22 protein-coding genes and 1 tRNA gene are annotated in these 22,565 nt (G+C 63.8%); 10 read left to right on the forward strand and 13 right to left on the reverse strand.

Going from position 1 to position 22,565, the window contains the following annotated elements:
* Positions 1-233 precede the first annotated feature (233 nt).
* The 6 genes from BMY71_RS22520 to BMY71_RS22545 all read right to left on the reverse strand — a co-directional run bounded on the left by BMY71_RS22520 (position 234) and on the right by BMY71_RS22545 (position 7,024).
* On the reverse strand, positions 234-968 hold the full coding sequence (locus tag BMY71_RS22520) for an SDR family NAD(P)-dependent oxidoreductase (RefSeq protein WP_092686181.1): 735 nt from the start codon (positions 966-968) through the stop codon (positions 234-236).
* Positions 969-1,176: 208 nt separating this feature from the next.
* A complete protein-coding gene (locus BMY71_RS22525; protein WP_175557760.1) occupies positions 1,177-2,787 on the reverse strand; it encodes an AMP-binding protein in 1,611 nt (536 codons plus the stop codon).
* Between the two features lie 37 nt (positions 2,788-2,824).
* Positions 2,825-3,616: an enoyl-CoA hydratase-related protein gene (locus BMY71_RS22530; protein WP_092686183.1), complete on the reverse strand. Its 792-nt coding sequence runs from the start codon at positions 3,614-3,616 to the stop codon at positions 2,825-2,827.
* 32 nt (positions 3,617-3,648) lie between these two features.
* Positions 3,649-4,377 carry an SDR family NAD(P)-dependent oxidoreductase gene (locus tag BMY71_RS22535; protein ID WP_244526142.1) on the reverse strand — a complete coding sequence of 243 codons (729 nt, stop codon included), beginning with the start codon at positions 4,375-4,377 and terminating at the stop codon, positions 3,649-3,651.
* A gap of 59 nt (positions 4,378-4,436) precedes the next feature.
* The gene (locus BMY71_RS22540) at positions 4,437-5,615 is read right to left on the reverse strand and encodes an isovaleryl-CoA dehydrogenase (RefSeq protein ID WP_011500783.1); all 1,179 of its coding nucleotides are present in this window, start codon (positions 5,613-5,615) and stop codon (positions 4,437-4,439) included.
* 182 nt (positions 5,616-5,797) lie between these two features.
* Positions 5,798-7,024 (reverse strand): ABC transporter substrate-binding protein, encoded by a 1,227-nt coding sequence (locus BMY71_RS22545; RefSeq protein WP_092686185.1) that lies wholly within the window; start codon positions 7,022-7,024, stop codon positions 5,798-5,800.
* 518 nt (positions 7,025-7,542) lie between these two features.
* On the opposite strand from BMY71_RS22545, the gene BMY71_RS22550 reads away from it, so the two are divergent.
* Positions 7,543-8,199 (forward strand): TetR/AcrR family transcriptional regulator, encoded by a 657-nt coding sequence (locus BMY71_RS22550; protein WP_041805084.1) that lies wholly within the window; start codon positions 7,543-7,545, stop codon positions 8,197-8,199.
* A gap of 347 nt (positions 8,200-8,546) precedes the next feature.
* Here the strand turns inward: BMY71_RS22550 and BMY71_RS22555 are convergent.
* Positions 8,547-8,621, reverse strand: a tRNA-Glu gene (locus BMY71_RS22555).
* 120 nt (positions 8,622-8,741) lie between these two features.
* A complete protein-coding gene (locus tag BMY71_RS22560; protein ID WP_092686186.1) occupies positions 8,742-9,077 on the reverse strand; it encodes a hypothetical protein in 336 nt (111 codons plus the stop codon).
* A gap of 66 nt (positions 9,078-9,143) precedes the next feature.
* Between BMY71_RS22560 and BMY71_RS22565 the strand changes: the two genes are divergently transcribed.
* Both BMY71_RS22565 and rpoH read left to right on the forward strand, forming a co-directional pair.
* On the forward strand, positions 9,144-10,124 hold the full coding sequence (locus tag BMY71_RS22565) for an RluA family pseudouridine synthase (RefSeq protein ID WP_092686230.1): 981 nt from the start codon (positions 9,144-9,146) through the stop codon (positions 10,122-10,124).
* 218 nt (positions 10,125-10,342) lie between these two features.
* Entirely contained in the window at positions 10,343-11,242 is a 900-nt protein-coding gene (gene rpoH / locus BMY71_RS22570) for an RNA polymerase sigma factor RpoH (protein WP_011500787.1), read from the forward strand.
* Between the two features lie 132 nt (positions 11,243-11,374).
* Here the strand turns inward: rpoH and BMY71_RS22575 are convergent, their stop codons facing one another.
* Positions 11,375-11,737: a hypothetical protein gene (locus BMY71_RS22575; RefSeq protein ID WP_092686187.1), complete on the reverse strand. Its 363-nt coding sequence runs from the start codon at positions 11,735-11,737 to the stop codon at positions 11,375-11,377.
* 130 nt (positions 11,738-11,867) lie between these two features.
* Positions 11,868-12,767, reverse strand: coding sequence for an MBL fold metallo-hydrolase (locus BMY71_RS22580; RefSeq protein ID WP_092686188.1), 900 nt, complete (start codon positions 12,765-12,767; stop codon positions 11,868-11,870).
* Positions 12,768-12,876: 109 nt separating this feature from the next.
* Here BMY71_RS22580 and BMY71_RS22585 point away from each other — a divergent pair, with 109 nt between their 5' ends.
* Both BMY71_RS22585 and BMY71_RS22590 read left to right on the forward strand, forming a co-directional pair.
* Positions 12,877-13,212 (forward strand): ArsR/SmtB family transcription factor, encoded by a 336-nt coding sequence (locus BMY71_RS22585; RefSeq protein ID WP_092686189.1) that lies wholly within the window; start codon positions 12,877-12,879, stop codon positions 13,210-13,212.
* A 17-nt stretch (positions 13,213-13,229) separates the two neighbouring features.
* Positions 13,230-14,048 carry a sulfite exporter TauE/SafE family protein gene (locus BMY71_RS22590; protein ID WP_092686190.1) on the forward strand — a complete coding sequence of 273 codons (819 nt, stop codon included), beginning with the start codon at positions 13,230-13,232 and terminating at the stop codon, positions 14,046-14,048.
* A 60-nt stretch (positions 14,049-14,108) separates the two neighbouring features.
* Here BMY71_RS22590 and BMY71_RS22595 read toward each other — a convergent pair whose 3' ends face one another.
* Positions 14,109-15,722: a phosphoenolpyruvate carboxykinase gene (locus BMY71_RS22595; protein WP_011500792.1), complete on the reverse strand. Its 1,614-nt coding sequence runs from the start codon at positions 15,720-15,722 to the stop codon at positions 14,109-14,111.
* A 189-nt stretch (positions 15,723-15,911) separates the two neighbouring features.
* Positions 15,912-16,646 carry a HugZ family pyridoxamine 5'-phosphate oxidase gene (locus BMY71_RS22600; RefSeq protein WP_092686191.1) on the reverse strand — a complete coding sequence of 245 codons (735 nt, stop codon included), beginning with the start codon at positions 16,644-16,646 and terminating at the stop codon, positions 15,912-15,914.
* A gap of 213 nt (positions 16,647-16,859) precedes the next feature.
* Here BMY71_RS22600 and BMY71_RS22605 point away from each other — a divergent pair, with 213 nt between their 5' ends.
* From BMY71_RS22605 to BMY71_RS22625, 5 genes are all read left to right on the forward strand, one after another.
* Positions 16,860-17,561, forward strand: a complete 702-nt coding sequence (locus BMY71_RS22605) for a response regulator transcription factor (RefSeq protein WP_011439364.1) — start codon at positions 16,860-16,862, stop codon at positions 17,559-17,561.
* Between the two features lie 206 nt (positions 17,562-17,767).
* A complete protein-coding gene (locus BMY71_RS22610; protein WP_092686231.1) occupies positions 17,768-19,459 on the forward strand; it encodes a sensor histidine kinase in 1,692 nt (563 codons plus the stop codon).
* Entirely contained in the window at positions 19,456-19,917 is a 462-nt protein-coding gene (locus BMY71_RS22615) for an HPr kinase/phosphorylase (RefSeq protein WP_092686192.1), read from the forward strand. The genes BMY71_RS22610 and BMY71_RS22615 overlap by 4 nt, the downstream gene beginning before the upstream one ends.
* Positions 19,918-20,113: 196 nt before the next feature.
* Complete coding sequence (locus tag BMY71_RS22620) at positions 20,114-20,515, forward strand: PTS sugar transporter subunit IIA (RefSeq protein ID WP_011439367.1); 402 nt, start codon at positions 20,114-20,116, stop codon at positions 20,513-20,515.
* Entirely contained in the window at positions 20,512-20,847 is a 336-nt protein-coding gene (locus BMY71_RS22625) for an HPr family phosphocarrier protein (protein WP_092686193.1), read from the forward strand. The genes BMY71_RS22620 and BMY71_RS22625 overlap by 4 nt, the downstream gene beginning before the upstream one ends.
* A gap of 56 nt (positions 20,848-20,903) precedes the next feature.
* Here the strand turns inward: BMY71_RS22625 and BMY71_RS22630 are convergent, their stop codons facing one another.
* Entirely contained in the window at positions 20,904-22,445 is a 1,542-nt protein-coding gene (locus BMY71_RS22630) for a glycosyltransferase family 39 protein (RefSeq protein WP_092686194.1), read from the reverse strand.
* Between the last annotated feature and the right edge of the window lie 120 nt (positions 22,446-22,565).

The raw sequence follows: 22,565 nt of genomic DNA on the forward strand, positions 1-22,565 counted from the left end.
GGCGCGAGAGGCCTCGCCGCCGGCTCCGGCGACGTTGTCGAGCTTGTCCTTCAGCTCTCCGACCAGCGCGCGCATCGTCTCGGCATTGCGCGCGACGTCGGGAACTATCGGTCTGATCTCAGACGCAGATTTCATCATACCCACTCGAACCCTCATTCACCCGCATTGCCGTGGCGCGCGTCGAACATCGCTCGCGGCGATGCGGTCGCGCAGACCACATGAATTGATCGCCGCTATGGTTTGGGACGTCTCCGCGGAAATGGAACGCCCGCGCTATGCGCGACGGCGCCGCCATCGACAGGGACGATGGCGCCGGACACGTAGGAAGCCTGGTCGGATGCAAGGAAACGGATGACTTGCGCAACTTCGCCTGCAGTCGCCATGCGTTGTTGAGGAAGCTGCACCTGTCGCTCGACAGCGTATCCATCGCGGAGCCCGGACATCATCTCGGTATCGGTAGGCCCCGGCGCCACACAGTTCACCCGTATACCATCCCGGCTGTAATCGACGGCCCAGCTTCTGGTGAGCGCGACAATCGCGCCTTTGCTGGCCGTATAGGCATCCGAGTGGGGCATCGCACGCAATGCTGCGACGCTGCTGATGAGAACGATCGCGCCGTCGGCACGTATCCTGGGTCGAAACGCGCGGACCGTCAGCATCACGCCCGTGAGGTTCACGGCAATGGTGCGATTCCAGGCCTCCAAAGTCAGCTTTTCCGCAGCATTGTCATGCGGACGCAGATTGATGCCGGCGCCAGGCACCAACGCGTCGATAGGGCCGATTCGTTCCGCCACGGAAAGGAGCTGCTCTTCGCTGGTCACGTCGCATTCGTGGCCGATAGCTCCCTTGATCAATGGCGCGCGTCGGTCGAGGCCATGAACCTGCCAGCCATGGTCCAGGAAGGTGGACGCCGCGGCCGATCCGATTCCTCGGGCTGCGCCCGTGATAACGACGACTGGGGCACTCATTTCGTCTGACGGCTCACTCTCGAGGACCTCGGTTTGACCTGTCGTTGCTCGCGCGACAAGAACGCAGACCTGAAGCGTTCGTCCATTTCGGAGACGCGGCGCCCTGCTCCTGGGGTGGCGACCCGTCTGGTATCGATTTCACCTCAGCCTCCCTCTGTCACTCGGTGTACGGCGACGGCATCAGCTCGTCGATCGATGCTTCCAACTTTCAGTTCGTCTGGTCGCGAAACAGGTTTTCGAGCTCGCCCCGGATCTGATATTTCTGGAGCTTTCCGGTCGCTGTCTGGGGAAGCTCACGGTAGAAGACAATCTTCTTCGGGACTTCGAAGGGTGCGAGTGTCTGTTTACAATGGGCGATCAATTGCCCTTCGTCTTCCACTGAACCCGGAAGCAGGCAAACAGCAGCGACAACGGCCTCGCTCCAACGGCTGTGAGGCACGCCGACAATCGCCGCAGCCCGCACCGCCGGGTGGGCAAGGAGACAGCTCTCCACCTTGACGGATGAGACGTTTTCTCCGCCCGACTTGATGATATCCTTCTTGCGGTCGACGAAGAGGAGCAGCGAGTCTTCGTCGAAGCGCCCGAGATCGCCGGAGTGGAACCAACCGCCCTCGAACGCCCGAGCTGTGGCTTCCGGATCTTTCAGATACCCTTCCATGACCATCGGACCTCGATAGACGATTTCGCCGACGGATCCGTCCTCGACCAGGCGCCCATCGTCGTCCATGATTGCCAAATCGACCAAGGGCATGGCGCGCCCCCAAAAGGCGCCGTGCTTGGTCAACTGAAATTCCGGAGCGAATACAACCGTCGGCGGATAGGCTTCCGTCTGTCCGCTGGTGAGTGCGAAGCGAGCCTTGAGCCTGCGCGACGCTTCGCGCAGCGTCGAAGGATCCATCGGAGCCATCGCATACAAACAGAATGCGAGACTCGACACGTCCGTGTTGTCGAGATCCTTATGCGCCAGGAGGGCGCGATACATCGCGGGAAGAGCGAATAGCCAGGTGATGCGTTCGCGCGCGATCGCGTCCAGGAGGGCTGCGGGTTCGAACCCGTCGAAAACGACGACGGTGCCTCCACGCATCAACGTTCCGCTGCTGATTGATAGCTGACCGCAATGAAACAAGGGTAGTATGGCGGTTGCGATGGTGTTCTCGTCGACCTCGCCCGCGAACGCATTGTGCACGGCGCCAGTTGTCACGTTGATGTGCGACAACATCGCTCCCTTGGGGGCGGAGGTCGTTCCGCTGGTGTACATGATCATGGCGACATCACGATCGCCTGTCACGGTCTCCGGATCGATTGCAGGTTGCCCTTCGGCGATCACCGCCAGCGAGTCGAGCTGCGAATCTGCCTGCCCGTTGCCGCCGACGGAGAATATCTTTCTGATGGAAGGCACCTGGGATGCGACAGCGGTAAATTGCTGGTGCCGGTCAGGATCGATGAAGATTGCCGAAACCTCGGCATGACCAAGGATATGAACGAGATCCGCGTCAGGAATTGCTGGATTGGACGGGCAGAAGATCGCGCCAGCCTTTGCTGCTGCAAAGTACAATGTCAGGAAGTCGATTGAGTTTCGGGCGAGGCCGCCGATGCGGGCCCCGTTGCCCAAGCCCATCGCCAGCAATCCATGCGCGATGCGGTTCGCCCGAGCGTCCAGTTCGCCGTATGTGAGACGGGTCTCGCCCATGATAACGGCGATCTTGTCGCGATGACGGCGCGCACCTCGTCTTGTGATGTCACCGACATTCACCCGCCGCGCGAGATTGGTCGCCTGATCGGAGATGGTCGCGAGCTTGATATCCTCTGCGTCCGACATGTGACTCTCGCCCTTCCCGAAACTCGCCATGCGCACATTAACGATTGAATTGGGGCTTTCGCTTTTCCAGGAATGCGTCGATGCATTCGCGATGGTCGGCGGAATGAAAACACTCCTTCTCCAGCGAGAGCGAGGTATCGAGCGTGAGATTGACCGCTTCACGAAGTATCTTGTTCAGTGAGAATTTCGTTCCGCGAATGGCCAATTGCGGTCCGTCGGCGAGTCTGCGTGCCATCCTGGTGGCCGTGTCCAACAACTCGTCATGGGCGACGACGTGATTGACCAGCCCGATGCTGTGAGCTTCCCGTGCGTTGAGTTTCTGACCTGTCATCAGATACTCTTTCGCTCGTGCCATACCGCAAAGCCACGGCCAGATCACCACACCTCCATCTCCCGCGCCAATGCCGGCCAGAACATGGGTATCGGCGATCGTCGCCTTCTCGGATGCGTAGATGATGTCGCTCATGAGCGCCAGCGTCGCTCCCAGCCCGGTCGCAGCGCCGTTGACGGCCGCGATGATGGGTTGCGGCACCTCCAGCATGTCCACAATGATGCGCCGCGCCTCGATGAACAGCCTGTCCAGCGCATCCGGCGTCATCGTCTTGAACCAGTCGAGATCGCCTCCAGCGGAGAAAGCCGCGCCGGCGCCGGTGAGAACGACTGCGCGCGTTGCCTCGTCGCGCGCGACATCGCCCCACAGCCACGACATTTCGGTGTGCATTCGTGCATCAACCGCGTTCAGCTTCGCTTCCCGGCTGAAGGACACGGTGAGCACCCCTTTGTCATTATCAAAGGTGATCAGCTTGTATTTGGTCTTCCAGTCGGTCATCTGCGCTTTCTCCGATCGATTTCGGCTGGCCTTCACGACGCCAGGAACCCGCCGTCAACAGCCACGGCGGCGCCGTTCACGTAGGAGGCTGCAGGTGATGCGAGCCACAGCACCAGCGCAGCGACTTCATCCGGGCGGCCCAATCGTCGCGCGCCGGTTCGGTTGATTTTTTCGGTGAGTATCCGGTCTGGAACAGCGGCAACCAGCGGCGTCTCGATGTACCCGGGACAGACAGCGTTGATGCGGATCCCCGAGCGGCCGTATTCGAGGGCCGCGCACTTCGTCAAACCGATGACGCCATGTTTCGCCGCCGCGTAGGCGCTTCCGCCCGCGACGCCCCTCAAACCAATCACCGACGCCGTGTTGACAATGACTCCCGCGCCCTGCGACTCGAAAAGTCGCAGCTGCGGCTGCATGCTGTTGAAGATGCCCAGGAGATTGACGTTGATGACGTGACGCCAGTCGGCGCCTGGATAGTTCGCGATGTACGCAGACGGCCCTGTAATCCCGGCGTTATTGAAGGCGACATCCAGCCGACCGAAATGCAGGACGGCTTGTTCGACGAGACTCGCGCATTCGCGCTCATCTGTAACATCGTTGTGTTGGTAGCGAGCGCGAGAGCCCAGCCTTTCGATGGCCTCGACAGTTTCGGCGCCGCCTCGATCGTCGATATCGGCAACCAGGACACTGCAACCCTGGCGCGCCCAGGCAAGGGCTGCGGCTCGTCCGATTCCGGAAGCCCCGCCGGTGACGAGGACCACGCGCGCGTCCCCGCCTGTGACGCAACCTCGCGTCTGCTCTGTCGCCGCAGAGACCAACGTCATGCTGATGACCTGACGATTTCCCGTCCGATCAGCATGCGCCGGATTTCCGACGTGCCGGCGCCAATCTCGAATATCTTCGCGTCCCGCCAGTAACGGCCGGCCGGGCATTCGTTAACGTAACCGTTGCCACCCATGATCTGAATGGCCTCGGCTGCGACCTTGGTGGCCTGCTCGGCAGCGTACAGGATGACGGCGGCGCAGTCCTTGCGGGCCGCTTGACCTTGCAGCACTTTGCCGTCGATGGCCCGCGCGACTCCGTAAAGATAAGCGCGAGCGGTCATCTGGGCCGTATACATGTCGGCCAGCTTGCCCTGGATAAACTGGAATTCTCCGATCGGCTGGCCAAACTGCTTGCGATCGCGCGCATAGGGCACAACCAGATCCAGGCAGGCGGCCATGATGCCGACCGGACCCGCGGCCATCACGGCACGCTCATAATCCAATCCCGACATCAGGACCCGCACACCCTGCCCGACTTCGCCGAGAACATTCGCCTCGGGCACCTCGCAATTGTCGAATACGAGTTCGCACGTATTCGAACCGCGCATCCCCAGTTTGTCGAGCTTGGGCGAGGTCGAGAAGCCCTTGAAGTCGCGCTCGACAATGAATGCCGTGATGCCCTTCGATTTCGCGGCCGGGTCGGTCTTCGCGTAGACGACAAGGGTGTCTGCGTTCGGGCCGTTGGTAATCCACATCTTGGTGCCGTTCAGCACGAAGTTGCTGCCAACCTTGTCGGCACGCAACTTCATCGAAACGACGTCGGAACCCGCGCCCGCCTCCGACATCGCAAGAGCGCCGACATTCTCACCAGAGACCAGCTTCGGAAGATAGCGCTGCTTCTGAGCCTCTGTTCCGTTCCTGTGGATCTGGTTGACGCAGAGATTCGAATGCGCCCCATAAGACATTCCGACGGCGGCTGAGGCTCGCGAGATTTCTTCCATCGCGATGATATGGGCGAAGTAGCCCAGGCCCGAACCACCATAGGCTTCGTCGACGGTAATACCGAGCAGCCCCATCGAGCCGAATTTGCGCCAGATATCTGCCGGAAAGTCATTGGCCTGTTCGATTGCATAGGCGCGAGGCGCAAGCTCCGCCTGCACGAAGCTTCTGACCGTATCGCGCAGCATCCGCGTTGGTTCGTCGAGGTCAAAATCAAAAGACGCCAGCTCGATCATCTCGTCAGTTCCGATCGTTCAGTCAATTCGATTGGTTGTGTTCGCGCGCCCGCCAGCCCAAACTGCCAATCTGGCAGCTCGGCAGTCGTCGTTTCGGGATCGCTCTCCAGGCGGCAGCGATGATCGTTCGTCGTCGCTGCCGCCGCCGTCGCATTCGTCGATCCGTCAGTGGCGGTTCGGAACTACTTCTTGACGAGCGGACATGTGCTATCCGCAAGGGGCATGAAGGCATCATCACCCTTGATGGTCAGAATGACCTTCAGGATATCTGACGGGCCCGTGGATTCTTCCGGCGTCTTGACCCGCACCTGATAGATGTCGTGAACCATCCGTCCATCAACGCGGATTCGGCCGTTGCGGGCGAAAGCGTCTTCGATTTTTACGGATTTGAGGTACTTCATCACCTTGTCGGCATCCAGCGAGCCGGTCGCCTGGACAGCCTTCAGATACTGCAGGGTTGCCGAATAGGACCCTGCATGGTTCATCGTCGGCATGCTTTTATGGATTGCGAAGAACTTATTGGCGAATTCGCGCGATTTATCGTCGTAGTCCCAATAGAACGCCGTCGCGAATTCCATCCCTTGCGCGACTTTTAGTCCAAGCCCCTTCACATCGGTGTCGAACATCAGCAGCGGAACGACCTTCTGTCCGCCGCCCAACCCAAACTCTGCGGCCTGCTTGACGGCATTCTGAGTGTCGCTCCCGGCATTAGCCAGTCCGACAACCTTGGCTTTGGACTGTTGAGCGGACAGCAGAAACGACGCGAAGTCGGGCACATTCAGCGGGTGTCGAACGCCGCCAATGATGTCGCCGCCGAGCTGGCGTATGATCTTGGATGCGTCGGCCTCGAGGGATTTCCCGAAGACGTAGTCCGCGGTGATGAAGTACCAGGAATTCCCACCCGCCTGGACGGCTGCCCGGGCGGCCCCGCTCGCCATGGAATAGGTATCCCACGCATAATGCACCCCGTAAGGCGAGCACTCGAGATTCGTGAGCGCCGTGGTGCCCGAGTGGAACATCGTGATCTTCTTTTTGTCGGCGCCGAGCTTTTGAAGGGCGACAGCCGACCCGGAATCCGACGATTCGACGATCATATGGACATTCTGGCGATCGTACCATTCGCGCGCGCGAGAGAGCGCGATATCGGCCTTCAGCCCGCTGTCGGCGCTGAGCACCTCGATCGGCTGCCCGAGGACTTTTCCGCCAAACTCATCGACCGCCATTTTCATGCCGACAACGACGCCCGGCCCGGAGAGTGAAGAATACGGCCCGGTCATATCGGTGATCACACCGATCCGCACGGGCTCCTGAGCCGCCGCGCCATTGAATGCGCCCGGGCCGCATACCGCGGAAGCAAAAAAGGCAAGCCTCACCGCGCCCGACAACGATGTCACGCCGTAGAACTTCATTGATCCTCCTCCCCCGCCCAAGTGCGCCTATGAGAGCGCCATGCGGACTTCTTTTCTGCGCAACCCTCGATCGACATTCCGAGTCCGACGCGTCGGTTTCGGGATTGGACAATGAAGCGCGTCCCGATGCGCTCTTGAGGTTGAGCTATTGACGTCTTGTTGATTTCAGGACGCCTTCATCATGGCCCGGCTCGCCAGAAGCGTCAACTAAAAAATGGCTGTACAGTCATATTTGTAATTTCGCCACTCAGTCGAGGAGGATCGGGATGTCTCGTGCGCAGATTTTCCTGCACGAAATCGCCTGTTTCCAGCAGGACTAGAAGTCGATTGCGGACGCGTCGACCGCAACAGGCGCCTCCGACTCGACCTTCCTTGGTCAATAATAATGGACATACGTTCATTTTGATGAGACACAGGCGGCGCGGCGGGTGTTTTCTGTTTGTGCTCGCCCAATGCCCGAGCCGCCGGCCAGAAACCGCAGTAATGTGTCCGCCCGAATCGATGTAAGCTTGATCGCAATGACGAAGAACTCGGCCGACAGCGCGCGTCCTCGCGGGCTTGTTCAGGTTAGATCCTCACGCGCGGACAAACAGGAACGAACGCGGCGCGCGCTCCTGCAAGCCGCAATCGATATTGTGGGCGATGAGGGATATGCGGCGGCGACTGTCGGCAAGATCACCAGCCGGGCCAAAGTGGCGAACGGCACCTTCTATAACTACTTCGATAGTCAGCAGAGTATTTTCGATCAGCTCCTGCCCTTTTTGGGCGACCGGTTGACCGCACATATCAAGGCGCAGGTGGACGAGTCCCTAACGGGCGTCGCGCGTGACCGCGCACGTTTCGTCGCCTATTTCGATTTCTGTCGTAAGAATCCCGCATTTCTTCGTGTCTTGAATGAAGCGGAGGTGTTCGCCGCGACCGCTTACCGACAGCACGTCGTGGCGATGTATGAAGGCTATCTTCACGCGCTGGAGCGCAGCGCCGCCAAGCATGAGATCACGGGTTACGACCGTGAAGAACTGCCGCCCGTGGTGTTCATGTTGATGGGCATTCGAAGCTATATGACCATGCTCTATCAGCACAATTACGTCGAGCGTTCCGCGCTCTCGATAGAAGCAATGGCTGATATCTACGAAAAGCTCTTGACCCTCGGGCTCTTCAACGACCGACGTTAGGCTTCGATCGTCCGGATGCGACCCACCACAGGCCCGGGCACACCGAAGCCGCGTCACGCCCGCGGCCAATAAGCGGCTCGCGGCCTGGAAACCGGAAGCGATCCACGGGGGTATGATCTCGAAGAGTGGGCGCCGGCTTCGGAAAAGAATCTGCTCAACCAATTAGCCAGAGCAGGATGTCGAAGGCAGCGCTGACTGCCGGCGCGACCGGTCTGGCCTGCCGCCGTGAGACAGCGACGGCTTTGCGAAGTCGGCTTAAGCAGCGCTCATTCTGGCCAACCGCTCTCCGCCGCCCGCAGCATCTGGGCAGTCACCGCGCTCGCGGTTTGATTCGGGGTGAGGCAGATTGGCGCTCCCTAGGGGAATCGAACCCCTGTTTCAGCCTTGAGAGGGCCGCGTCCTAACCGCTAGACGAAGGGAGCGTGAATGGCGTGAGGAATAGCCTCGAAATGTCGCCGCCGCAAGGTCGCGGAGGCGGGAATTCGACGCGCGCAAGAGCGCGCCGCTCGGGTGACGGCGGCTGAAAGGCTCCAACCCGCCCGCTACGGCTCGTTCGCGAATGTCAGCCGGCCGGCCGGCTTCATGGTTTTGGCGTCGAAGGTGCGGATTTCGGTGGCGCCGCCGATCTCGAGGGTGACCACGACATGGTCGCCGGCGGTGGCGGTGGAGACGACGCGCGCGCCCTTCGGCAGCCGCAGCGTGGTCTCGGCGGCGACCGGAACGCTTCCCTCGGAGCGGAAAAGCTTATAGCCGATGGCGATGAGAACCGCCGCGAGCGCCAGCGCCGTGGTCAGGCCCGCGATCATCATCATCCGCCGCACCCGCGCAAACAGCGCGGCCTGTTCGGGGGTCGGTTCGGGCAGGGCGGTTTCGGTCATGCAATGCTCGGTTTTGGCTCGGTTTTTTTGGAAGGCTCGATCGTGAACGATTCGTCGGGACATCTGCTGGAAGTGGTCGTTGCCGGCGACGAGGGGTCGCCGCGGCTCGACCGGGTACTGGCGACGCGGTGCCCGGCTCTGTCGCGGTCGCGGCTGAAGGCCCTGATCCTCGACGGTCGCGTCGCGATTCGCGGCGCCCCGGTCCGCGACCCCGCTTATCACGCCGCCTCGGGGGAGACGATCACAATCGACGTGCCGCCGCCGGTGGCGCCGGAGCCGGCCGGCGAGGCGATCGCGCTCGAGATCGTCCACGAGGACGACGACATCATCGTCATCGATAAGCCGCGCGGCCTCGTGGTGCATCCCGCCGCCGGCCACGAGACCGGCACCCTAGTCAACGCCTTGATCGCGCATTGCGGCGAATCGCTGTCCGGGATCGGCGGGGTGCGGCGGCCGGGGATCGTCCACCGGCTCGACAAGGACACCACCGGGCTGATGGTCGCGGCAAAGAATGATCGAGCGCACCAATCCTTGAGCGCGCAATTCGCCGACCATGGCCGCACCGGAGAGCTGCGCCGCGGCTATTACGCCTTTGTCTGGGGGGCGCCGAACCGCATCCGCGGCACCATCGACGCGCCGATCGACCGGCATCCCCATGCCCGCGAGAAGATGGCGGTGCGTGACGGCGGACGCGAGGCGATCACCCATTGGGAGGTGCTGGAGACCTTCACCGGCCGCAGCGGCGGCGAGATCGTGTCGCTGATCGCCTGCCAGCTCGAGACCGGCCGCACCCACCAGATCCGGGTGCATCTCGCTCATATCGGCCACCCGCTGCTCGGCGACGACGTCTATGGCCCGCATTTCAAAACCAAGGCCAGCCAGCTCCGCCCGGACGCCCGCGCCGCGCTGACGGATCTGGGCCGGCAGGCGCTACATGCCTATCTGCTGGTGCTCGAGCACCCCTCCACCGGGGAAGTCGTCGCGTGGGAATCCGGCCTGCCGGCCGATCTGAGCCGTCTCAAAGCCGCCCTGACGGCGACGGAATGACGCAGTTTATTCAGAAAACATAAATCATTTCAGCGCGTTGTTTCGGCGTCACGGCGACGTGACGAGACCGTAACTAAACTCGCACGACTAATCTCGTGTATATTGCAGCTGCGTTGGATGAGCCAACGCGGAACATCGCAGCCCGGTCGGCTTTAGCAGAGCGACCTGTCTGCCAGGCCGCCCGATGTCGGGGGCTTGAACCCACTGGAGGGCGCTGAATGGCCCGTGCAGCTACGCTACCCGTTCTCAACGGTGAATCCGGACTCGCTCGGTACCTCGCGGAAATCCGCAAGTTCCCGATGCTCGAGCCCCAGCAGGAATACATGTTCGCCAAGCGCTGGCGCGAACACGACGATCGCGACGCCGCGCATCATCTCGTCACCAGCCATCTGCGGCTCGTGGCCAAGATCGCCATGGGCTATCGCGGCTATGGTCTGCCGATTTCCGAAGTTGTCTCGGAAGGCAATGTCGGTCTGATGCAGGCGGTGAAGCGGTTCGAGCCCGACAAGGGCTTCCGCCTCGCCACCTACGCGATGTGGTGGATCAAGGCGTCGATTCAAGAGTACATTCTGCGTTCGTGGTCGCTCGTGAAGATGGGCACCACCGCGAACCAGAAGAAGCTGTTCTTCAATCTGCGCAAGGCCAAGAGCAAGATCTCGGCGCTGGACGAGGGTGATATGCACCCCGACCAGGTCAAGCTGATCGCCACCCGCCTCGGCGTCACCGAGCAGGACGTGATCGACATGAACCGCCGCCTCGGCGGCGACGCGTCGCTCAATGCTCCGATCCGGGACGACGGCGAGCCCGGCGAATGGCAGGACTGGCTGGTCGACCAGTCGCCGAGCCAGGAAGCCGTGATGGCCGAGCACGAAGAGCTCGATCATCGCCGCGCCGCGCTGAATGGCGCGATCGGCGTGCTCAACCCGCGCGAACGGCGCATCTTCGAGGCGCGCCGCCTCGCCGACGAGCCGATGACACTGGAAGATCTCGCCGCCGAGTTCGGCGTCTCGCGCGAGCGGGTGCGTCAGATCGAGGTGCGCGCCTTCGAAAAGGTGCAGAGCGCGGTGAAGGGCACCATCGCGCGTCAGGAGCAGGCGGCTCTCGAGGCCGCCCACTGACGGTGAGGCCGAAAGCCGACTGACAAGCGATGATGCCCCGCCGGAACCCGGCGGGGTTTTTCGTTGTGACAGTGATCTACGGAGTATTCGGGATCTGCGGGATGGCTGGCCGGTGGCTCGCGTCGACGCGGCTCAGCCGAGCTTTGCGGTGCCTTTGACGAGATTGACCTGGCCTGTGACCGGATCGCTGACCGCGGTGCGGATCGAGGCGCTGCCGTTGCTGCCGAGCGTGAACTTGGTGTCGCCGACCCGGAACGAACCGTCCTTGATCAGCACGGACTGAAACTTGATCGAGCCTTCGCTTTGGTACCGGACCTGCGCGCGAAAGCCCTGCACATCCGACACCGTGATCGAGAATTTCTTGGTGTTCGAATAGGTCCCGCTCCAGGTGCCTTCGTACAGCTTCTCGTCGACATTCTTGTACGGCGTCCGCGACGGATTCTGCAGCGCAGCAGAGGTATAGCCCGACGCCAGAACGCCCATGATGTCACCCATCGCGCCGCTCCGTGTTGCGCAGTTTCGCTGGTTACTCCACACCCGCTCGGGTTAATACGGCGTTAAGGTTTGGGCGGCCGGCCACCCGGTCGAGCCGCGCGATGACCTCGGCGCCCGGACTCCGTCGCCCTCAGCTCACGCCCGCCTCGGCGCCGGGTCGGGCGCGCACCGGCAGCAACAAATAGTGCACGCCGTTGTGCTGCGCCTTGGGAAAGCGGCCGGCGCGGATGTTGACCTGGATCGACGGCAGCAACAATGTCGGCGCCTTCAATGTCGCGTCGCGCGCATTGCGCATGTCGACGAATTCATCCTCGCTGACGCCGCCGCGCAGATGCACGTTGCCCTCGCGCTGCGCCTGCACCGTGGTCTCCCACGCATATTCGTCGCGGCCGGGCGCCTTGTAGTCGTGGCACATGAACAGCCGCGTCCGGGGCGGCAACGCCAGCAATTTCTGAATCGACCGATAGAGTTGATGCGCGTCGCCGCCGGGGAAATCCGCCCTCGCCGTGCCGTAGTCCGGCATGAACAGCGTGTCGCCGACGAACACCGCATCGTCGCCGATGCGATAGGCGATGTCGGCGGGGGTGTGGCCCGGCGTGTGCATCACTTCGACCGCGAGATCGCCGATCGCAAAGCGCTCGCCGTCCTTGAACAGATGATCGAAGTCGCTGCCGTCGGTGCGCAGATCGTCGGCGTTGAACATCGGCCGGAAGATCCGCTGCACGTCCTTGATGTGCTCGCCGATGCCGATCCGCGCGCCGGTGTTGCGCTTGATATAGGGCGCGCCGGACAGATGATCGGCATGGGCGTGGGTTTCCAGCACCCATTCGATCGTCAGCCCGCCGTCGTTCGCGGCCTTCAGGATCGCGTCGGCCGAGCGAATGTCGACGGAGCCGTCGCTATGATCGTAGTCGAGCACCGGATCGATCACCGCGGCGCGGCGGGTCGCGGGGTCGGACACCAGATAGCTGATCGTATTGGTGGGCTCGTCGAAGAATGCGCGGATCTCCGGCCTGGCAGAGCTGGTCAAGGCGGAACTCCCTGGTTGATGAGGATGTTGTGATCGAACTGGCAACCGATCGCTGTTGACCCATATTAGCATCCTCTAAATAAACACAAGATGCTGTCACGAGAATGCGATGTCGCTGAGCCCCACCTTCGAAGCCGATGACTTTGCCGCCAATGCCGCGCGGGTTGCGACCGTGCTGCGCGCGCTCGGCAACACCCGCCGGCTGATGATCTTGTGCCGACTGATCGAGACCGGCGAGATGACCGTCGGCGCTCTGGCGGACACGATCGGCCTCAGCCAGTCGGCGCTGTCGCAGCATCTGGCGCGGATGCGCGACGACGGCATCGTCACGTATCGGCGAGACAGTCAGAGCGTGTGGTATCGGATCGCGGAGCCCCGCATCGAGCAACTGATCGCTGAACTGCATCGCCTGTTCTGCCGTAACGCGGTCGCGCTCCAGCGCTGAAGGAACCCCCGTCCATCATGGCAATCACCCCGGCCGACCTGATCACCGTCGCGAGCGGCGGGCTGGTCGGATTCATCCTCGCGCTGATCGGCGGCGGCGGCTCGGTGCTCGCGGTGCCGCTGCTGGTCTATGTGGTCGGAATCCGCTCGCCGCATGTCGCGATCGGCACCAGCTCGATCGCCGTCGCGATCTCGGCGCTCGCCAATTTGCTCGGTCACTGGGCCGCGGGGAATGTCCGCTGGAACTGCGCGCTGGTGTTCTCGGCGGCCGGGATCGGCGGCGCATTCGCCGGCTCGTTCATCGCCAAGCAGATCGACGGCCAGCAATTGCTGCTGCTGTTCGGCATGCTGATGGTCGTGATCGGCGTGCTGATGTCACGCCGGCAAAGTGGCGGCGGCGATCCGACCATCCGCCTGACGATCGCGACGGCAAAGACCATGCTGCCGAAACTGATCGGCACCGGCTTCGGCGTCGGCGTGCTCGCCGGCTTCTTCGGCATCGGCGGCGGCTTCCTGATCGTGCCGGGCCTGATCCTCGCCACCGGGATGCCGCTCACTTCCGCGATCGGCAGTTCGCTGGTGGCGGTGTTCGCGTTCGGCGCATCGACTGCGGCGAGCTACGCGCTGTCCGGGCTGATCGACTGGCGGCTCGCCGGCCTGTTCATCAGCGGCGGTCTCATCGGCGGACTGATCGGCATCGGCGCCGGCAAGCTGATCGGCGCACACGACAAAGTGCTGCGCGCGGTGTTCTCGGCGGTCGTGGTCGTGGTCGGGCTGTATGTCTGCTACCGCGGCGTGGCCTATTTTCTGGTGGCGCAACACCCGATGAGCCTCTGACGAATCAAAAAGGGCGGCCTTGCGGCCGCCCTTGGTATCTTCGCGCCGATCGACGAGCGCTTATTCGGCCGCGATCTTGACGTCGGGCGCGGCGGCGCGGACGTCGGCGTCGACCTGCGCTTCGAACTTGGCGAAGTTCTTCTGGAACATGCCGACCAGCGCGCGCGCGGTCTTGTCGAACTCGGCCTTGTCGGCCCAGGTCTTCGCAGGCTCGAGGATATCGCTCGGCACGCCCGGCAGCGCGGTCGGAACCGCGAAGCCGAAATACGGGTCGGTGCGGAATTCGGCGTTGCGCAGACTGCCGTCGAGCGCCGCGGTCAGCAGCGCGCGGGTCACCTTGATCGGCATCCGGTGGCCGGTGCCGTATTTGCCGCCGGTCCAGCCGGTGTTGACCAGCCAGCAGTCGACATTGTGGTTGTGGATCAGGTCACGCAGCATGTTGCCGTAGACCGAAGGGTCGCGCGGCAGGAACGGCGAGCCGAAGCAGGTGGAAAATTCCGGAGTCGGCTCGGTGACGCCGCGCTCGGTGCCGGCAACCTTGGCGGTGTAGCCGGACAGGAAGTGATACATCGCCTGGGCCGGCGTCAGCTTGGCGATCGGCGGCATCACGCCGAAGGCGTCGGCGGCGAGCATCACCACGTTCTTCGGCTGGCCGGCGCGGCCGGTCGGCGAGGCGTTCGGGATCGATTCCAGCGGATAGGCCGAGCGGGTGTTCTCGGTCTTGGAGCCGTTGTCGAAGTCGGGCTTGCGGGTGATTTCGTCGAGCACGACGTTTTCGAGCACCGCACCGAACCGCGAGCTGGCGGCGAAGATTTCGGGCTCGGCTTCCGGCGACAGCTTGATGCACTTGGCGTAGCAGCCGCCTTCGAAATTGAACACGCCGTCCTTGCCCCAGCCGTGCTCGTCATCGCCGATCAGCGTGCGGTTCGGGTCGGCCGACAGCGTGGTCTTGCCGGTTCCGGACAGGCCGAAGAAGATCGCGGTGTCGCCGGCCGGGCCGACATTGGCCGAGCAGTGCATCGGCAGCACGCCGCGCTCGGGCAGATAGTAGTTCAGCGTGGTGAACACGCTCTTCTTCATTTCGCCGGCATACTGCGTGCCGCCGATCAGCACGATCTTGCGGGCGAAGTCGATCGCGACGACGTTTTCGGAGCGGCAGCCGTGGCGCTTGGGATCGGCGCGGAAGCTCGGCAGATCGATCAGCGTCAGCTCTGGCACGAAGGCCGCGAGATCGGCGCGATCAGGACGGCGCAGCAGCGTGCGGATGAACAACGAGTGCCAGGCGAGCTCGGTGAACACGCGGGTCTTGATCTGGAACGACGGATCAGCGCCGCCATACAGATCCTGCGCGAACAGCGTCATGCCTTCGGCGTGTTTGATGAAGTCCTGATACAGCGTCTCGAACTGTTCGGCGGTGATCGACTGATTGCCGCCCCACCACATCGTGGTCTCGGTGGTGGCGTCGCGAACCGTGAACTTGTCCTTGGGGCTGCGGCCGGTGAACACGCCGGTATCCGCGACCAGCGCGCCATCGGCGGACAACACCGCTTCTCCGTTGCGCAACGCATGCTCGTAGAGCTGCGGCGCGCCGAAATTCCAGTAGATGCCCTTCAGGTTTTTAAGCCCGAATTTGTCGGCGCCATGAGCACCGTTATGCACGCCCGTCTCTTGCACGAATGAATCCTCCTCGAGGTCCGCGTTGTCCCGATCGCGCGATTGCCGCCAATGCGCTTCAGCCCGCGGTAAACGTCAATATATACCGCCTAGGGTCCAGTGGGGCGACTGAATAGTGGCGAACGAGGGCTTTGCCAACCCGGGCCGCAGTATTTGGTTTACCGCCGCGCGACATTGCGCTGGCGCAAGTCATGCGGCGCTGCGCGCGATGTCTGCCATGCGTTTCAGCATGTCGCGCAGCTCCGCCGCCGTGGTGACCCGTTCCGGAAAGTCCAGGCGCAGCGTCGTTCGGCCAGCCTGAAGGTCGAGCCCCTCGGGATCGACCCCGGTGCAGCGCCAATCGGCGGCGCCCGCCCCGATCAGTTTTGTCGCATAAAGATTCAGCGTGTCCAGATGATCGACGTTCATATGGTCGACGGCGGACGGCTCGGCATCCAGCAGCCCCGCAGCGCCGGCGAGGTCGGTGAGAAAGTCGGTCGGCGCCAGATCGACGATGCGGCCGAAGCCCGCGACCAGATGGGCGGCGCTGGTCTCGATCGTGAACAGCGAGAAATCGGTGAAATCGATATAGGCCTCGGCTCCCGGATGGGCAGCCAGATACCGCCTGCGCAGCAGCGGAATGTCGGCGGGCCGGGCTTCGAGGGCGGTTCCGAGCAGCATGATCCGGGCGCCCTCCAGCGGGTCGCCCTCGGCGCGCTCGTCGAGCATCAGCGACATCCGCGGGTCGGCCAGCAGGTTCTTGGTGTGCACCGCCAGACGCGAGATCAGAAGTATCGGCGCGCCGTCCGGAGCCGTCGCGAGGTTGACCAGCGAGCAAAACGGACCACCGCTGCCCCGCAGCAGGGTCGCGAGCGCGCCCTCCCGCCGTCGACGCAGCAGCGATTTGGCGACCCTGGCGGGATTAAAGTCGGCGGTAGGCTGCATTGGTACGATTCTGCCAATTCATTGCCGGGAGGGGCTTTGATGCCCAGAAAGCCGACTTATATCAATGCCGGCCCGCCTCCGCGCGCGGGATTTGGGAACCGGCCACATTTCAGCCCAGCTTGCATTGCTCGTTGACTGTGCTTTTTGGGCAACCTCAACCGCGGATCGTCGAATCGCTTCGCGGTCTAGCCACGCCGTTTCGGAAAGAGCTTCATGCCAACAATCGCCCTGGTCGACGACGACCGCAATATCCTGACATCCGTCTCGATCGCTCTGGAAGCCGAGGGCTACCGGATCATGACCTACACGGATGGCGCTTCGGCGCTCGATGGATTCCGCACTTCGCCGCCCGACCTCGCCATCCTCGATATCAAGATGCCGCGGATGGACGGCATGGAAACACTGCGGCGGTTGCGGCAGAAGTCGGATCTGCCGGTGATTTTCCTCACCTCCAAGGACGAGGAGATCGACGAATTGTTCGGCCTCAAGATGGGCGCCGACGATTTCATCCGGAAGCCGTTCTCGCAGCGTCTGCTGGTCGAGCGCGTCAAGGCGGTGCTGCGGCGCTCGGCGCCGAAGGATCCGGCCGCTGCGCCGAAGGAGACCGACGCCAAGGCGCTCGATCGCGGCCTGCTGCGGATGGACCCCGAGCGCCATACCTGCACCTGGAAGAACGAGCCGGTGACGCTGACGGTCACCGAATTCCTCATCCTGCAGGCGCTTGCGACCCGGCCCGGCGTGGTCAAAAGCCGCAACGCGCTGATGGATGCGGCCTATGACGATCAGGTCTATGTCGACGATCGCACCATCGACAGCCACATCAAGCGGCTGCGCAAGAAGTTCAAGGTGGTCGACGACGATTTCGAGATGATCGAGACGCTCTACGGCGTCGGCTATCGCTTCAAGGAAACCTGATCGGCGGCAGCGCGCCGTGGGCGTGCGTCGGTTCCTGACAGCGGAGCCGCAGCGCGATAGGATGCCGTCGTCGCTCATCGCCAACATTCGGGCAGGCTTGGCCATTGCTGGATCGCACCGCGCCTGATCAAGACGCCGGGGACGACGCCCCCGCGCAGGACAACGCCGGGACGCAGGCCCGGCAGTGGCCGCGGCCGCTCGCATGGGTGCGACGCGCCGGGCAGTTCTTCTTTACGCTGAGCTTCTCCAGCCTGACGCGGCGGATCCTGTCGCTCAACCTCGCCGGCCTGATGGCGCTGTCGGCGAGCATTCTGTATCTGTCGCAGTTCCGCGCCGGACTGATCGACGCGCGCGCGCAAAGCCTGTTGGTGCAGGCGGAAATCATCGCCGGCGCGATCGCCGCCTCCGCCACGGTCGAAACCAACACCATCACGGTCGATCCGGACCGGCTGCTCGATCTCAAGCCCGGCGAAACCTACGGGCCGCCGGACGAATTCGCGGTGCTGGATTTTCCGATCAATCCCGAGCGCGTCGCGCCGGTGCTGCGACGGCTGATCTCGCCGACCAAAACGCGGGCGCGGATCTACGACCGCGACGGCGTGTTGATCCTCGACAGTCGCAGCCTGTACGGCCGCGGCGATGTGATGCGCTTCGACTTGCCGCCGCCGACCACGGAGAAGCCCGGACTGATCGAGCGTGCGACGATCGCGGTCCGCACCTGGCTGAACCGCGGCGACCTGCCGCTGTATCGCGAACTCGGGCCGGAGAACGGCAACGGCTATCAGGAAGTCGCCGACTCGCTGAAGGGCCAGAAGAACAGCGTGGTGCGGATCAACGACCGCGGCGAAGTGATCGTCTCGGTGGCGGTGCCGGTGCAGCGTTTCCGCGCCATCCACGGCGCGCTGATGCTGTCGACCCAGGGCGACGACATCGACCAGATGGTCACCGCCGAGCGGCTCGCGATCCTGAAGATCTTCGGCCTCGCCGCGGTGGTGATGTTCGTGCTGTCGGTGCTGCTGGCCTCGACCATCGCGGGTCCGGTGCGAAGGCTCGCCGACGCCGCCGAGCGGGTCCGCCGCCGCATCCGCGCCCGCGTCGAGATTCCGGATTTCACCACCCGCCGCGACGAGATCGGGCATCTGTCGGGCGCGCTGCGCGAGATGACGGATTCGCTGTACAACCGCATCGAGGCGATCGAGCGCTTCGCCGCCGACGTCTCGCACGAATTGAAGAACCCGCTGACCTCGCTGCGCTCGGCGGTGGAGACGCTGCCGCTGGCGAAGAACGACAAGAGCCGCGCGCGGCTGCTCGCGGTGATCGAGCACGACGTCAAGCGGCTCGACCGGCTGATCTCGGACATCTCCGACGCCAGCCGTCTCGACGCCGAATTGCAGCGCCAGGACGCGGCCCCGGTCGATCTGCGCCGGCTGCTGACGACGCTGACGCTGGTCGCCAACGAGACCCGGCTCGGCAACAACGCCGTGGTCGAGGTCCGTTTCGAGGGACCGGCGAGCGATCCGTTCTCGGTGCCCGGCCATGATTCGCGGCTCGGCCAGGTGATCTCCAACCTGCTGTCGAACGCCCAGTCGTTCTCGCACCCCGGCGGCAAGGTCCAGATCGTCTGCCGCCGTCGCAAGACCGAGATCGAGATCGTCGTCGACGACGACGGCCCGGGAATCCGCGACGACGCGTTCGAGAAGATCTTCGAGCGCTTCTATACAGACCGGCCGCATCAGGGCTTCGGCCAGAATTCCGGCCTCGGCTTGTCGATCTCCAAGCAGATCGTCGAGGCTCATGGCGGCAAGATCCGCGCCGAGAACCGGCCCGGCCCGCGCGACGCCGATGGCGAGCCGACCAGCGCGGGCGCGCGCTTCGTGGTCCGGCTGCCGTCGACATGAGCGCGGCGGGGTCCTCGAGCGTTCACGCCTCCGCCGTCAGGGTCGGGGATCACGCCGTTCTGATCCGCGGCCCCAGCGGCTCCGGCAAATCCCGCCTCGCTTTCGGGCTGATCGTCGCAGGCCGTACCGGCCAGATCCCAGACGCGGAACTGATTGGCGACGATCGTGTCTTTCTCGAACGACGCGACGGCCGGCTCTGGGTTCGCCCGGCGCCGGAGCTGGCGGGGATGATCGAAGTCCGCGGACTGGGGATTCGCCGCTGTCCGAACGCGCCGGAGGCCGTCATCGGCTTGATCGTCGACCTCGCTGCGGACGATGCCTCACGGCTTCCGGAAGCGGCCGCGATGCAGATTCGGATCGAGGGTGTCGAATTGCCGCGGGTGCCGGTTGCAGCGGAGTTCGATCCGCTACCTTTGGTGGTAGCGGCGCTGACCACAATTGACGCAGTTGGCGCGTAGCCACAGTTGGACGATTGTCGGAAGGAATTTGGTAACCATATGAGCCACACTATCGTCACTGAATAGACCCGCCTCGGTTCCCGATTTGACCTCGTCATTGAGGAAGAATCGTGAGGACCCCCTTGCGTAGGGGCTCTGGATGGTCAAAGTGACCCGTTCGCGCGGCGCACCAAGAAGCGCCCGCGAGGAGTTTCCGATGATTGGTCTGGTACTTGTGACCCACGGGCGCCTTGCCGACGAGTTCAAGGCAGCGCTGGAACACGTGATGGGCCCACAAAAGCAAATCGAAGCCGTCACGATCGGCGCCGAGGATGACGCCGACTTGTGTCGTAGCGACATCATCGAGGCGGTGAATCGCGTCGACAGCGGCGATGGTGTGGCAATTCTGACGGACATGTTCGGCGGAACGCCGTCGAACCTCGCGATCTCCTGCATGAGCCGACCGAAGGTCGAAGTGCTCGCCGGCATCAACCTGCCGATGCTGGTGAAGCTCGCCAAGGTCCGTGAGGAACGCGCTTTGCCCGATGCGATCGCTCTGGCCCAGGAGGCCGGGCGCAAATACGTCACCATCGCCAGCCGGGTGTTGGCCGGAAAATGACCGCAGACGCATCCCAGACCGCACCGGGCGGACAGCCCGACACCGCTTCCGGCGCCTCCGGGAAGATTTCCCGCGAGATACCGGTCATCAACAAGCGCGGCCTGCATGCGCGAGCCTCCGCAAAATTCGTGCAGATGGCGGAGAAGTTCCACGCCGAGGTCACGGTGACGCGGAACGGCGAAACCGTCGGCGGCACCTCGATCATGGGCCTGATGATGCTGGCCGCCGGTATCGGCACCACCGTCACCGTCTCGGCGAGCGGACCGGAGGCCAGGGAGGCGCTCGACGCGCTGACCGAGCTGATGGGCAGCAAGTTCGGCGAAGAAGAATAACCCTCAGGCGTCAATATCACTCAGGCAAGGTCGCGTTCCGCGCCTCGCGATGACGCCTACTTTGCGGCGCCCGTCGCCGGCGGCGGCACCAGCAGAAACACGTCCCGCACCGTGCCGCCCGCGATCCCGAACAGCGGCCGGCTGAGCCACACCTTGCTGCGCAGGATCTGCGGCTGACCCGCGACGATCTGCTCGGCGGTCGCCAGACACGTCTGATCCGTCGCCGAGCACACCAGCACCGCGCCGCGCGCGGTGGCTTCCGCCTTCAGCACCGCCAGATCGGCCGTCTCGAACGCGCGCGTGTCGGTGCGCAGATAATAGGCGGTGTTCTCCGCCAGCACCATTTCGCCCGCGACCAGCGCGATCGGCTTGTCGCTGTGCCGCTGCCAGGTCCGCGCGATATCGTCGGCCAGCAATGACGCGTATTCGAACGGCTCGGGCGCGCTGGTGGTGTGGATCGCCACCGCCACGCCGGGCGCCGCGGCAAGGATCGCCAGCGCCAGCGCCGCCGCGCCGATCAGCATCCGCCGCAGCGCCGCGCGGCCGACCTCGATCAGCGGCGACGACAGCAGCACGATCGGCAGCAGCGTCCACGCCGGCATCGTCCACAGCGGCACGATGCGGATGCCGCTGGCCAGCGCCACCGGCGCGGGCGCCACGATCATCAGAAACTGGATCGTGACGATCAGCCGGCGCTGCGGATCGGCCGGCCAGGCGCTGTCGATCAGCGCCGCCCGCGACGGCCGCAGCAGCGCCCAGGTCGCGACCAGCGCCAGCGCCGCATAGCCGAGGCAGCCGGCGAGATAGCGCAGCGTGTCGAGCGCATTGTTCGCGGAACCGTCCGATTCCCGCGCGGCGGCGTAGGCGAAGGTCGGGAAGTGGTGATCGACCAGCCAAACCAGATGCGGCGCCAGCACCAGCGCGCCGGCCACGATCATCATCCACGGCGCCGGTGAGCCGAAGAACCGCGCGCGCCGCGGGTCGAGCAGCGCGCCGAGCCCGAGCGCGCCGATCAGCACCGCCGACCAGTATTTGCCGAGCATCGAACAGCCGGCGAACACCCCGGCCAGCGCCGGCCACAGCAGGCTGCGCTGTTCGAAGGCGCGCAGGAAACAATGGATGGTCAGCGCCCACAGCGGCAGCAGCACCGCGTTGGCGTTGTATTTCAGCGCGATGAAATTGAAGAACGGGATCAGCGTCAGCAACGCCAGCCCGAACAGCGCCTTCTCGGCCACGATATAACGCCGCATCGTCCGCCAGGCGATATACAGCGTGACCGCGATGTTGACGGTCGCCAGCAAATGGAACGTCAGGTCCGAGACCGGGACCACGCTGAACCAGGCGCGGGTGACGAAGGCCGAGAACGGCGGGTGCTTGTCGTAGCCGAACGCCAGATTCCGCGACCAGCCGTACAGCTCGGTGACGTCGGCGTGCAGGTCGCGCGGCCAGGTGGCGATGGTCCGGTAGGCGGTCCAGATCGCCGCATAGGCCGCCAGCGACAGGACGACGGTACGCTCCTGCCGCTTGGGATCGAGCAATGCGTCGATCCAGCGCTCGATCAGCGACAGGCGGGTGCGGGAAGTGGCGATCGAAGTCATCCGGACCCTGGGTTCGAGACGTACCCGGCGGACATCTACCGGTTCGGCCGGCCCCGTCAAGCATGCCAAAAGCGGCGGTTTTTCGGGCGGTTGTGGCCGCTGATCGCCTTGCCGGGCGCA

It is taken from the genome of Rhodopseudomonas pseudopalustris, from assembly GCF_900110435.1.
Taxonomy (GTDB): domain Bacteria; phylum Pseudomonadota; class Alphaproteobacteria; order Rhizobiales; family Xanthobacteraceae; genus Rhodopseudomonas; species Rhodopseudomonas pseudopalustris.